Below are 12,668 nucleotides of genomic sequence, written 5' to 3'. Positions count from 1 at the left end.
ACTCTGAATTGACTGTCGCCGTGCGCGAACCGGAAGGGCCGGCCGCGCGGTCTGATGGGGGCAATCATGGCGGTTGAACCCGATAGAAGTGGCGGGTGGATAGGGAGGGGCCCCCTCCTGTTATTGGCTCTGTGCGCAGCCGGCCTGGCGGGAAACTACTTCAAGGTAACCCTCTTTCTCAACATCGATTTTCTCTTCGGCAGCATCTTCGCCCTCCTCGCCCTGCAGTTTTTCGGCCTCGCCCCCGCGCTCTTGGCGGCGGCCGTCATCTCCAGTTATACCTTCGTCCTCTGGAACCATCCCTACGCGATCGTCGTGATGACCGCCGAGGTGGCGGTGGTAGGCCTCCTCAGACGCCGCAGGATCGGCATGGTGCCGGGGGACGCCCTCTTCTGGCTGTTCCTCGGCATGCCGCTCGTCTACCTCTTCTACCATGGCGCCATGCACGTCCCGTGGAACGTGGTCAAGATGATCACGATCAAGCAGTCGGTCAACGGCATCGCCAACGCCATCGTGGCGCGCATGCTGATCACCGGCTATTCCTTTCGCTCCCGTTCGGTCGCCGTGCCGTTCAGGGAGGTGCTCTCCAACCTATTGGCCCTTTTCGTCCTGGGACCCGGGCTGATCCTGCTGGTGATCGGCTGCCGCTCCGATTTTGCCGAGGTGGAGCGCTCCATCCGCGCCGGCCTGGTGGGGGACATCGCCGACAAGAGCGGCCTGATGGAGACCTGGGTGACCAATCGCCAGCGGGGGATAACCGGGCTGGCCGAGATCGCCAGGGACAAGCCCCCCCGCGACATGCAGTCCCGCCTGGAGCAGGCCCATGGCGCGGACCTGAACTTCCTCCGGATCGGGCTGCTCGACGAAAAGGCCGTCACGGTCGCCTTCTCCCCCCTGCGCGACGAAACCGGTGCCCCCAACCTCGGGAGGAGCTTTGCCGACCGTCCCTTCATCCCCGTCATGAAGAGGACCCTCCAGCCGATGCTCTCCGAGGTCTACATGGGGAGGATCGGCACCCCCGCCCCGGTGGTCTCGGTGCTCGCCCCGGTGGTGGTGGGGAAGGAGTACCGCGGCTACGTCATCGGGGTCTTGAGCCTGCGCTACATGAAGGATCAACTGGACCACGGCTCGCGCAACGGCATGCTCTACACCCTCCTGGACCGGCACGGCAACGTGGTGATGAGCAACCGCCGGGAGCTGCGGACGATGGCCCCCTTCGTCCGCGGCCCGGGGGAGCTCACCAGGCTGGACGGCACCATCAGCCAATGGGTGCCGCGGCTTCCCCCCAACACCCCGGCGGCCGAGAAGTGGCAGCAATCGCTCTACGTCTCCGAGGCCACCATCGGGCCGCTGGCGGAGTGGAGGCTCGTCCTCGAGCAGCCGGTGGCCCCCTTCCAGAAGAGGCTCAACGACAGCTATACCGAGAAGTTCACCCTGTTGTTTCTCATCCTCCTCGTCTCGCTCGCCCTCTCGGAGTTGCTATCCCGCGCCCTGGTCCGTACCCTGGAAAAGCTCTCCCTGGTTACCCACGACCTCCCCGCGCGGATCGCCAGCGGCGAGGCGGTGGAGTGGCCGGAGAGCGGCCTGGAGGAAACGAGCAATCTGGTGGGGAATTTCCAGCAGATGGGGGGGAGGATCGACCAGCTCGTCAAGGCCCTCAAACAGTTGAACGACTCCCTCGAGCAGCGGGTGGAGCAGCGGACCCGCCAGTTCGAGCTGCTCGCCAACCAGCAGCGCATCATCCTCGCCAACATGCCGGTGGGGGTCTGCCTGGTGAGAAACGGGAAGGTGGAGATGGCCAACCCCGCCTTCGACCGGATCCTCGGCTACCAGCCGGGGGAGACGGTGGGGCTCGACACCGCCTGCTTCGACCAGCACGCCGCCGCGGGGCGCGGCGAGGTCTGGTGGGGGGCGCTGATCGCCCGGGGCGAGGTCTTCAGCGCCGACCTGGAGCTTACCGCCAAGGGGGGGACCCCGCGCTGGTGCCACCTGACCGGGCAGACCATCACCGTCGACCACCCCGAGGAGGGGGCGCTCTGGATCATCCACGACATCGCGGAGAGGAAGTCGATGGAGTCGCAGCTTAGGGACCGGGAGGCGCACTACCGGCTGCTGACCGAGGACGTCTCGGACGTGGTCTGGAAGCTCGACGCCAACTACCGGATCACCTACTTAAGCCCCGCCGACGAGAAGCTCAGGGGATACCCCTCCCACGAGATGGTGGGGCGGTCGATCTTCGAGCTGACCACCGAGGAGGGGAGCCAGGTCATCATGGACAAGCTCCACCAGGGGGCCGATCCCACCCGGCCCGACCCGGGGGTGACGACGGTGATGGAGATCCAGCAGCGCTGCAAGGACGGCAGGCTGATCTGGACCGAGGTGACCGCGACCGTGGAACGCGACTTGGCGGGGAGGGTGGCGGGGTACCACGGCATCACCCGCGACATCACGGAAAGAAAGCAGAAGGCCGAGCTCGAGCAGCAGCTTCTGCACGCCCAGAAGCTGGAGAGCCTCGGTGTGCTGGCGGGGGGGATCGCCCACGATTTCAACAACATCCTGATGGCCATCATCGGCAACGCCGACCTGGCGGCCATGCGGCTGGGCGCCGAATCCCCGGTGCTCGACAATCTGCACCGCATCCAGGAGGCCTCCAAGCGGGCGGCCGACCTCACCAAGCAGATGCTCGCCTACTCCGGCAAGGGGCGCTTCATGGTGGAGATCGTCGATCTGAACCTCCTTTTGGAGAACATGCTCCACCTCCTGCAGGCTTCGGTTTCCAAGAAGGCACAACTGGTCCTCGAGCTGGAGAGGCCGCTCCCCCCCCTGGAGGCCGACGCCGCCCAGCTGCGCCAGATCGTGATGAACCTGGTGCTGAACGCCTCCGAGGCGCTCGGCGACGAGATCGGCACCATCACCATCTCCACCGGGGTGGCGGAGTGCGACCGGGCCACCCTCCGCCAGGAGTGGCACGAGGAGAAGCTCGCCGAGGGGCGCTACGTGGTCCTGGAGGTGAGCGATACCGGCTGCGGGATGGAGAAGGAGACCCTGGCGCGGCTTTTCGATCCCTTCTTCACCACCAAGTTCACCGGGCGCGGGCTCGGCATGGCGGCGGTGCTCGGGATCGTCAAGGGACACAAGGGGGGCGTGCGGGTGGCGAGCGAGCCCAACCGGGGGGCGACGGTCAGCATCCTGCTGCCGGCCAGCCGCCGGGTGGCCGAGCTCCTCGACGCCTACCGGGACACCCCCGATCAGCCCGAGCAGCCGGTTGCCGGGGAGAGCCTCCTCCCGCGGGGGGGGAAGGTCCTCTTGGTGGACGACGAGGAGGCGGTCCGCCGGGTCGGGGTGGAGATGCTCGGCCAGCTCGGCTACTCCACCATCGAGGCCGTGGACGGGGAAGAGGCGGTGGAGATCTTCAAGGCCAACCCGGTGGAGCTGGTGATCCTCGACCTCACCATGCCCCGCATGGACGGCGAGCAGTGCCTGAGGGAGCTGCAGCGCCTCAAGCCGGGGGTGCGGGTCATCATGTCCAGCGGCTACAGCGAGCAGGAGATCGCCCCCCGGCTCTCCGGCAAGGGGGTGGCCGGTTTCATCCAGAAACCGTACACGGTGGGGGCGCTGCGCGAGGCGATCACCCGAGGCGTCTTTTGAGCTTTGGCGTCCGGCCGGGAAAAGGAAGCGGGACTCATAGATGAAGAAAGAGGAAACAGAACAGCACCACGAGGGTAACGAACAGCACCACGGGGGGAGGGGCAAGCCGGGGGCGGTCTCTTCCCGGTTGCTCGGCCTGCGCCGCTACGGCGCGGGGATGATGGCGGCCTGGACGGTTACCATCGCGGTCTCCTTCGGATGGCTCTGGCTGCAGGAGCGGCGTAACGTAAGGGAGATGGCCCGGGCCGAGGCGCGGGTCGCCTTCGAGAAGGACACCCTGTACCGGAAGTGGGCCACCAGCCACGGCGGGGTCTACGTCCCGGTCGACGAGCGAACCTCCCCCAACCCCTACCTCTCCCACATCCCCGAGCGCGATCTCACCACCCCCTCCGGCCGTCACCTCACCCTGATGAACCCGGCCTACATGACCCGCCAGGTCTTCGAACTGGCCGGCCGGGAGAAGTCCATGGTGCGCGGCCATATCACGAGCTCCCGTCCCATCCGGGCCGCCAACGCCCCGGACCCGTGGGAGGAGCGGGCCTTGGCGGCCCTGGAGAAGGGGGCCCCGGAGTACAGCGAGGAGGTCGATTACGGCGGCGCCCGCTCCATGAGGCTGATGCGCCCCTTCAAGGTGGAGCAGGGGTGCCTCAAGTGCCACGCGAGCCAGGGGTATCGGCTGGGGGACCTCCGGGGGGGGATCAGCGTGACGGTGCCGCTGGCGGTCTTCGCCGGCTACAGCGGCAGGGTGGTGACCAGCGCGGCGGTCGCCTACGGGATCATCTGGCTTTTGGGGATCACCGTGCTGGCGGTCGGGCAGAAAAAACTGCGCGAGATGTTCGGCCGGCTGGAGGCGAGCGAAGAACGGTACCGGACGGTGGCCGACCACACGGCGGCGTGGGAGTACTGGCTCGACCCCGACGGGAACTTCCGGTGGGTCTCGCCCAGCTGCGAGGCGGTCTCCAGTTACCGCTGCGAGGAGTTCTACGCAGACCCCGGTCTGATGCTCCGGATCATCCACCCCGAGGACCTCCCCCGCTTCCGGGAGCACCTCCATGACGAGGATGGCCCCCACCAGTTCGACTTCCGGATCGTCACCCGCGACGGCGAGACCCGCTGGATGTCCCACGTCTGCCGCAACGTATACGGGGCCGACGGGGAGCCGAGCGGCCGCCGGGGGAGCAACCGGGACATCACCTTCCGCGTGCTGGCCGAGGAGAGGCTCCAGGAGCAGACCGAGATCCTCAAGGAGGAGATCGCCGAGCGCCAGTTGGCCCAGGAGAGCCTGCAGGAGCAGGCGGTGCTCCTGGAGGAGGAGATCGCCGAGCGGCAGATGGCGGAACTGGCGGGAAGGCTCAGCGAGGAGAAGTTCTCCAAGGCCTTCCAGCTGGCCCCGCTGATCATGAGCATCACCGACGCCAGAGACGGGACCTTTCTGGAGGTCAACGAACGTTTCCTGGAGCTCTCCGGATATGCCCGGCAGGAGGTGATCGGACAGAGTTCGCTCGAGCTTGGGTGGATCTCGCCGCAGGCCAGGCGGCAGATCCTGGATCGGCTGGGGGACACCGACCGGATATCGGGGCTGGTGCTCCCGCTCATCACCAAGGACGGCCGTTGCCTCGAGTGCGAGTACTACGGCGAGCTGATCACCGTCCACGACCAGCCGTGCATCCTTTCCATCGCCCTGGACGTCACCGGCCAGAAACAGCTCGAGGAGCAGCTTCGCCACTCCCAGAAGCTGGAGGCGGTGGGGCAGCTGGCGGGGGGGATCGCCCATGACTTCAACAACATCCTGATGGTGATCCTCGGCTTCGGGAGCATGGTCGAGCAGGCGATGAAGCAGGACGATCCTCTCAAGGAGAAGGTCGGCCAGATGCTGGTGGCCGCCGAGAAGGCCTCCCAGCTCACCCGCTCCCTCCTGGCCTTCAGCCGCAAGCAGGAGATGAACCCGCAGGTCCTCGATCTCAACGACATCGTCCTGGGGGTGGAGAAGTTCCTGGTGAGGATCATCGGCGAGAACGTGGAGCTCAAATCCGAGCTCGGGGTGGGAGATCTGCAGGTGAACGCCGACCGGGGGCAGATCGAGCAGGTACTCATCAACCTCATCACCAACGCCCGTGACGCCATGCCCAAGGGGGGGGTGGTCACGGTGGCCACCGCCCCGGCGCAGGCGGGGCGGGATGGGCGCCCCTACGTGATGCTCTCGGTCTCCGATACCGGGGTCGGCATGGACCCGCAGACCAGCAAACGGATCTTCGAGCCTTTCTTCACCACCAAGGAGCTCGGGAAGGGGACCGGGCTCGGCATGGCCATCGTGCACGGCATCGTCACCCAGCATGGCGGCTTCATCGAGCTCGACAGTGCGCCCGGCCAGGGGACCACCTTCCGCATCCATCTCCCGCTCGCCCGCGGGGAGGCGCCGGCCGAGCCGCTTCCGGCGGAGCAACAGGTCAAGGGGGGGGAGGAGACCATCCTGGTGGCCGAGGACGATCCCTCGGTGAGCTTTTTCATCGAGTCGATCCTCGGCCAGTACGGCTACCGGGTGATCGTGGCCGCCGACGGCGAGGAGGCGGTGGCGCGTTTCCAGGAAAACCGGGGGGCCATCGGCCTGGTGATCCTCGACCTGATCATGCCGCGGATGAACGGGAAGGAGGTCTTCGATGAGATCCGGCGGATGGAGTCGCAGGTGAAGGTGCTCTTCTCCAGCGGCTATTCGGCGGAGATGATGCTGGACCAGCTCGATCTCTCCCATGGCGCAGAGTTCATCATGAAGCCGGTCCAGCCGATCATGCTCCTGAGAAAGGTCCGGCAGATGCTCGACGCTTGACCGTTAGCTCCCTTGCGGCCCGGGCCATTCGGGGTTATGCCGGGTCCCGTCGAAGTTGTGGGAGGTCTTGTACTTCTCGAAGCGTCCCTTAGCCGATCAGGGGGTCGCGGCCGTCGATCCTGGTCATCAGGAAGACCCGGTCGCGGTAGCCGTCCGCCAGCGCCTTCCCCATCTCCGTTCGCTCTCGCCGTCGTTGTAATCCCCGCAGTTGTCCATGAAGTTGACGCCCGAGCCGATGGCGGTCCGGATGATCCGGATGCTCTCCTTTTCATCCTTCTGGCTCCCGATCTGGAACCCGCCCACCCCGACGATGGAGACTTTCTCCCCGGTCCTGCCGAGGAGCCGGTAGGGGATTTCGGTGACGGGTGGGGCGGCGAAGAGGCTGCCCGGAAGGCGGCTGGTGACAGTCAATGCGGCGGACGCCCCTCGAGCTCGCGGATGCGCGCCTTGAGCTCCACCATCCGCAACTCCCGCCCCACGAACAGCTTGTTCATCCTGGCAAGCTCCCCGTTGCTCTGCTCAAGCTCGGCGGTCCGCTCCCGCACCCGCTCCTCCAGCTCCTCGTTGAGCTTGCGGATCGCCTCCTCGGCCCTCTTTCGTTCGGTGATGTCCCGGAAAACCAGCACCGCCCCCACCATGCGGCCGTCCACCATGAGGGTAGTGGTGACGTACTCGACCGGGAAGGAGCTGCCGTCCCGGCGCCTGAACAGGTCGTCGACCACCTCCTGGTTGCTTCCCTTCAAAAGGGTGGCCATGACGGCGCCCGGCTGCTGCGGGGCGCCCTCTTCTTTTCGGTGGGAGATGATGTCGTAAAGGGGCTTCCCCTCCATTTCGGCGGGCTGGAAGCCGAGGAGCTTGGCGGCCGCGGGGTTCACGAAGGTGACGCTCCCCTCCAGGTCGAGCCCGCAGATCCCTTCGCCCACCGAGTCGAGGATCAGCCGGTGGCGGTAGCTGATGTCCTTGAAGGCCGCTTCCGCCACCCGCTGGTGCTGGATGATCCCCTCTGTGTAGGCCTCGTAGCCGCGGCAGAGGTGGATCGCCTTGGCGAAGTTGTTCATCACCGGCTGGAAGATCTGGGTGAGCGGCAGGCTGGTGGAGGGGAGGGAGGGGGCCATGAGGAGGATGACGCCGCAGTCGTTGACCGGCAACCGCAGGAAGACCCCGTAGTAATCCTTGCGGCACGGCAGCCGGCTCAAGGGTTCCCGGTCCTCGACCAGCTCCATCCCGCCGCGGATCAGGGTCGCCGGGATGGAGATGAGCGAACCGTCGTGGCCGGAGAGATCGAGATCCCCGATCGACTGTTCGAGCCTGATCTCCACCGTCTCCTCCGCCGCCTGGCCGGAGCGGACCGCCTCGGTGTCGAGGAAGATCAACCCGCACGGGAACGAGGTGTGAAACAAAAGGCGCTGCAGGGTCTTGGTGAGCAGGGGCTTGAGCCGCATCTCGCCACCGATGGTGATGGCCATCTCGTACAGGATGGCGAGGATCTGCTCCCTTTTCATCATCTCCCCCAGCGGCTGCAGACCAGCGCCCCGTTGTGGAAGTACGGATACCCCATCTGCATGGAGTGGCCGATCTCTCCCAGGGAAAGGGCGCCCGCCTGGCTGGCCGCGCCGGTGCGCTGGAAAAGTGCCGCCAGCTCGCCGGTGGCCGCCTCTCCCAGGTGGATTTTACGGCCGGCGCAGTAGAAGGTGAGGAGGTTGGCGCCGGCCAGGGAGCCGTACATGGCGGTGAGACCCCGGGCGAGTTTCTCCACCGTCTGGCGCGAGTCGACCTCCGGCGCGCGCAGCAGGGTCAAAAGGGCGTTGGGGGGGACCTCGCCGACGCAGAAGATGGAGCCGTCCTCCTCCAGCGCCACCGGCATCCGTACGACGATCTCCTCGTTGGCGCGGATGATCCCGAACGGGAAGTGCACGGCGTACTGGTAGAAATTGTCCCGGTCGATGGCGATTCCGTACTCCTCGCGGGCCGCCTCCCGGTACACGTCGAAGGCGGGGCGCCAGTCGATGGCGATGATCCGGTTCCCTTCGGTTGAGGTGGCCGAGATCATCCGCTGCGGGGCCAGGTAGCAGTGCTCGACCACCGCGCCGGGATGCCCGGTGAGAAGGATGGCGAGGACTCCCCCCTGAGTGGTGCGGTGGTTGTCGAACAGGCAGGGAATGGGGCGGAAGGTCTCGCTGCCGGCGTTGATCCCCATGTAGCGGACCCGGTCCGCCAGTTTCAGGTAGAGCTCGTCCAGGATGGTGGCGATGTGGGAGACCATGGCGTCGAAGATGAGCAAAAGCGAGCTGTCGCGGGGGCGCTCCTGGTGCGCCGTCACCTCGTCCGCCAGCCGGGCGACCGTCTCCGCGGCCGGCCGGTCGTACGGCTCGAGCGCCTCGTAGATCCGGGCGAACGGCATGACGTCGAAACGGAGCAGGACGCAGCCGTGGTCGAGAAAACGGTCCTTCGCCAAGAGGGCGGGGAAGACGGCGCCACAGAGCGTGATGCCGCGATCGCTGCAGAGCTTCTGCAACCCGGGGATCCACCGTTCGCGCTCCTTCTCGGCGACCAGGGCGAGGATCCCCATGCCGGGGAAGCTCACTTGCCAGTTCTCCAGCAGGAGCTCCACCTCTGCGACTGCCATCTGCTCGAAAACCTGCATGCCCATCTGCGGATGCTCAGTCATAAACGCCTCCTTCATCGCTTAAACCTGCTGGAGGGTAGAGTCTGGCACTGTCACAAGCCACCGACGATCTGTGACTGGTTCGGACTATGTCAGGAAAATTACAGGTGTTTAAACTTTTTAATTCAATCACAGATGGCGTTGCTGTCAACCATACCGGTATCAGTTACTGTCAATGGTAAGCAGAACCAGGCTCTCTGTGATTTCCGTGATCGTTTCCGGCGAAGGAGAGGGGGGGGAGCGTGGGGGGGGCCGCCTTGGAAAGTACCTCGGAAGCCCACTGGCTGAGGCTCATCCCATGCGCTTCAGCCGTCATGGCCGCCCGGGCATGGACTTAGGATGGGACCCTGGGACGACAGGCGTTAAGGGGGGAGCCGGAAGGAGGATGTCGGCTGTTTTACCGCAGCGCCTCCTGGATCTTCTGCTCGAGATCGGCCAGTTGGAAGGGCTTCTGGATGAAGGCGTCGGGCTTTTCGCCGGGGAACTGGTCGGCGATCGCCTGCTCGCTGTAGCCGCTGCTCAGAATGGTGCGCACGCAGGGATCGACCTTCTTGAGCTCGCGGAAGGTCGCCACCCCGTCCATGACCGGCATGGTGAGGTCCAGGATCACCAGGTCGATCTCGCTGGCGCGCTCCCGGTAGATCTTCACCGCTTCCTCGCCGTTGCGGGCGGCCAGGGCGGCAAAGCCGAGGTGCTCGGCGAAGCCTGCACCCAGGTCGCGGACCTGGTCCTCGTCGTCCACCACCAGGATGGTCCCCTTCCTCTCCCCCGGCTCCTCGCTGGGACGGGAGGGGTTCCCGGGGGCGGCGGCGGGGAGGGAGACCCCTTCGGCGACGGGGAAGCAGATCCGGAAGGTGGTCCCTCTCCCGGCCTCGCTCTCCAAAAGGATGAGCCCCCGGTGGGACTTGACGATCCCGAGCGTGGCCGCCATCCCCAGTCCGCGCCCGGTGAACTTGGTGGTGAAGAAGGGCTCGAAGAGCCGTGCCCTGGTCTCCGCGCCCATCCCCGCCCCGTTGTCGGCCACCTCCAGGTAAACGAACTCGCCGGGCGACGGCTTTTCCGCCAGCACGCTTTTTTGCACGGTTTCCCGGTCGCAGCGCATGACCCCGGTGGAGACGGAGATGATGCCGGGGCGGTTGCCGATCGCCTCGGCGGCGTTGGTGATGAGGTTCATGACCACCTGCTGGATCTGCCCGGGGTCGGCCATCACGGCGGGGAGTCGGCCGCAGGAGAGCATGGTGAGGTTTATCCCCTTGGGGATCACCGTCCTGAAGAGGTCGGTGTTCCCGGCGACGATGGTGTCGAGGTCCAGGGGCTTCAGCTGGAACACCCCCCTCCCCGCGTAGGCGAGCAGCTGCCGGGTGAGATCGGCGCCCCTGCGGCAGGCGGTGATGGACTGGTCCAGGTTGGCCCGTACCGGTGAACCCGCCGGGAGCTTCATCTGGGCCAGGTCCAGGTTGCCGAGGATGGCGGCCAAAAGGTTGTTGAAGTCGTGGGCGATTCCCCCCGCCAGGATCCCCAGGCTCTCCAGCTTCTGGGCGTGGAGGAGGCTTCGCTCCAGGTCGAGCCGGCGGCTCTCTTCGACCATGCGGTCGGTGATGTCGCGCGAGATGGTGACGATGCCATGCACCAGCGGGGTGGCGAGCCGGTTGACCGCGGTCGCCTCCATCCAGATATAGCTCCCGTCCTTGTTGCGGTAGCGGTAGCGGATGGACTGGGGGGTGGCGGGGTCGGCGATGAGCGCCTCGAAGGCGGCCGCGACCTTGGGCTGATCCTCCGGGTGGATGAGGTCGAAGGTGTTGCGCCCGAGCATCTCCTCGTCGCCGTAGCCGTGTATGGCCCGGGCCGCCGGGGAGTTGTAGGTCAACACCCCGTGCTCGTCGATGGTGCTGATGATATCCGGGGAGAGGGCCATGATGCTCCGGAAACGCTCCTCGCTCGTCCTCAGCGCCAGGTCCATCTTTCTCAGCTCGCTTACGTCGGTCATCATCATCTGCAGGTACGGCCAGCCGTCGAGGTTGACGGTCTCCGCGGAGAACATGATGTCGCGCGCCTCGCCGGAGCGGTGCCTCATCTGCAGGCTGCTGTTGACGATTCTCCCCTGCGTCTGGATGGTGACGATGATACGGTCGCGATCCTCATCCCGCAGATAGATGCCGAGCTCCTCGGTGGTCCTGCCGATCACCTCCTCCCGCTCGAAACCGAAGAGGGTGAGCCAGGCCGGATTGACCTCCACCAGCCGCCCTCCCACCAGTTCCCCCAGGCCGATGGCGATCGGGGAGTTGTCGAAGATCGCCCGGAACCGCTGCTCGCTCTCCCGCCGCTCATGGTTGATCCGTTCGAAATAGGCGAGCAACATCCCGATGGCGATCCCCAGCGCCATGATGCCGCCGAAGAGAAAGCCCCAGGGGGCGATCCAGTCGATGGGGCGCAGCAGCGGGTAGTCGAACTGGTGGACCCCCCAGATCACGAACAGCCAGCCGACGATGGGGCTCGCCAGGTCGCCGGAGCGGGAGGCCTTGATGACCTGGAAGCCGACGTGGATATAGGTGCAGCCTAAAAAGGCGAAGACGGGGATGACCAGCCAGAGGGGAGGAAGCCCCCACAACGGCGCGATGAGAGACCAGACCGAGAGGGTGGCGCCGCAGACCACCAGCCACCTCGCCGGCGGCTTCCCGATGAACTGGCGGGTGCCGGCCAAGAGCACGACGGAGCTGAGGATGATGGAGAGATAGTAGATGACGGTGGCCGGAAGGCCCTGGCCCCCGAGGGTGGACGAGGCGAGGGCCAGGTAGCGGACGACGTAGATCCCCCACGCGATGGCCCACTTCTTGAGGAACGATTCGCGATAACAGCGGTAGAGATAGGTGTTCACCAGCATCAGGATGAACACCGAGCACGCGGTCGACATGGCGGCGAAGGGGAGCCAGGACATTCGGGTCTCCGGGGTACCGTGTCACCCGGGGCGTCGTTGCCCGACGGGGACCTGTTTTCCGCCCGATCGTGCTCTCAGGCGCGCGAGATATTCGCATGAAAGCAGTCAACAGGCAACCGAAAGTTCTGTTTGACAGGGCATAGCTGCGGGGTAAGCTTGGTGGGGGCAATTGGTTCGGTTCCCCCAAAGCTTACAACGGGGCATGTCAACTGTATCACCATTTTTCAAAGAGACAGTGAAGACGAACAGTCATTCTCCCTTCTTGACTTTGGACGGGGCAGACACAATCGTCCGTTGAACTCGAACAGGAGGAGCGCTTGAACGAGATAAAGAGCATGCAGGGGCTTCTTCCCATCTGCGCCTGGTGCAAGAAAATCCGTACCGATGAAGGGGCCTGGACTCCGCTGGAACAGTACCTCTCCGGTAACTTCGAGGTCGAATTCACCCACGGAATCTGCCCGGAGTGCTACGCCAAGATCTCCCCCGAAACCTGACCGGCGTTTCGCTGCCGCCTCCCCCGGTCTTCCCCCTCATCTCCTATCCGTCGAAAAAGTTTTGCCGGCCACTTATCATTAACCACTCTCCTGCCGATAAGC

At 65.6% G+C, this 12,668-nt stretch carries 7 protein-coding genes and 1 pseudogene; 3 read left to right on the top strand and 5 right to left on the bottom strand.

Features of this window, described 5'->3' with window-relative positions:
- The first annotated feature begins 123 nt into the window (after window positions 1-123).
- Together ACYVL5_RS13710 and ACYVL5_RS13705 are read left to right on the top strand one after the other, a co-directional pair.
- Complete coding sequence (locus ACYVL5_RS13710; protein ID WP_460596141.1) at window positions 124-3,648, top strand: hybrid sensor histidine kinase/response regulator; 3,525 nt, start codon at window positions 124-126, stop codon at window positions 3,646-3,648.
- Between the two features lie 40 nt (window positions 3,649-3,688).
- On the top strand, window positions 3,689-6,472 hold the full coding sequence (locus tag ACYVL5_RS13705; protein WP_460596140.1) for a PAS domain S-box protein: 2,784 nt from the start codon (window positions 3,689-3,691) through the stop codon (window positions 6,470-6,472).
- Between the two features lie 126 nt (window positions 6,473-6,598).
- Here the strand turns inward: ACYVL5_RS13705 and ACYVL5_RS13700 are convergent, their stop codons facing one another.
- From ACYVL5_RS13700 to ACYVL5_RS13680, 5 genes and pseudogenes are all read right to left on the bottom strand, one after another.
- Window positions 6,599-6,883: an aldo-keto reductase family protein gene (locus ACYVL5_RS13700; protein WP_460596139.1), complete on the bottom strand. Its 285-nt coding sequence runs from the start codon at window positions 6,881-6,883 to the stop codon at window positions 6,599-6,601.
- Window positions 6,880-7,974: a nitrogen regulation protein NR(II) gene (locus tag ACYVL5_RS13695; protein WP_460596138.1), complete on the bottom strand. Its 1,095-nt coding sequence runs from the start codon at window positions 7,972-7,974 to the stop codon at window positions 6,880-6,882. The genes ACYVL5_RS13700 and ACYVL5_RS13695 overlap by 4 nt, the downstream gene beginning before the upstream one ends.
- A complete protein-coding gene (locus tag ACYVL5_RS13690; RefSeq protein WP_460596137.1) occupies window positions 7,974-9,140 on the bottom strand; it encodes an FIST signal transduction protein in 1,167 nt (388 codons plus the stop codon). Before ACYVL5_RS13690 ends, ACYVL5_RS13695 begins: the two co-directional genes overlap by 1 nt.
- A 169-nt stretch (window positions 9,141-9,309) precedes the next feature.
- Window positions 9,310-9,462 (bottom strand): annotated as a pseudogene (locus tag ACYVL5_RS13685) (hypothetical protein); the annotation flags it as partial.
- 72 nt (window positions 9,463-9,534) lie between these two features.
- Window positions 9,535-12,072: a PAS domain S-box protein gene (locus ACYVL5_RS13680; protein WP_460596136.1), complete on the bottom strand. Its 2,538-nt coding sequence runs from the start codon at window positions 12,070-12,072 to the stop codon at window positions 9,535-9,537.
- A gap of 317 nt (window positions 12,073-12,389) precedes the next feature.
- Here ACYVL5_RS13680 and ACYVL5_RS13675 point away from each other — a divergent pair, with 317 nt between their 5' ends.
- Complete coding sequence (locus tag ACYVL5_RS13675; RefSeq protein ID WP_460596135.1) at window positions 12,390-12,566, top strand: hypothetical protein; 177 nt, start codon at window positions 12,390-12,392, stop codon at window positions 12,564-12,566.
- Window positions 12,567-12,668 lie beyond the last annotated feature (102 nt).

Source organism: Geomonas sp. Red276, assembly GCF_054784495.1.
The sequence above is the reverse complement of the archived record's forward strand: the minus strand, read 5'-3'. Positions and strand labels throughout refer to the sequence as shown.

What these genes read in the sequence shown, in the direction of transcription:
- ACYVL5_RS13705 (WP_460596140.1), top strand. Translation starts at nt 3,689, where the DNA reads ATGAAGAAAGAGGAAACAGAACAGCACCACGAGGGTAACGAACAGCAC.
- ACYVL5_RS13695 (WP_460596138.1), bottom strand. Translation starts at nt 7,974, where the DNA reads ATGAAAAGGGAGCAGATCCTCGCCATCCTGTACGAGATGGCCATCACC.
- ACYVL5_RS13690 (WP_460596137.1), bottom strand. Translation starts at nt 9,140, where the DNA reads ATGACTGAGCATCCGCAGATGGGCATGCAGGTTTTCGAGCAGATGGCA.
- ACYVL5_RS13680 (WP_460596136.1), bottom strand. Translation starts at nt 12,072, where the DNA reads ATGTCCTGGCTCCCCTTCGCCGCCATGTCGACCGCGTGCTCGGTGTTC.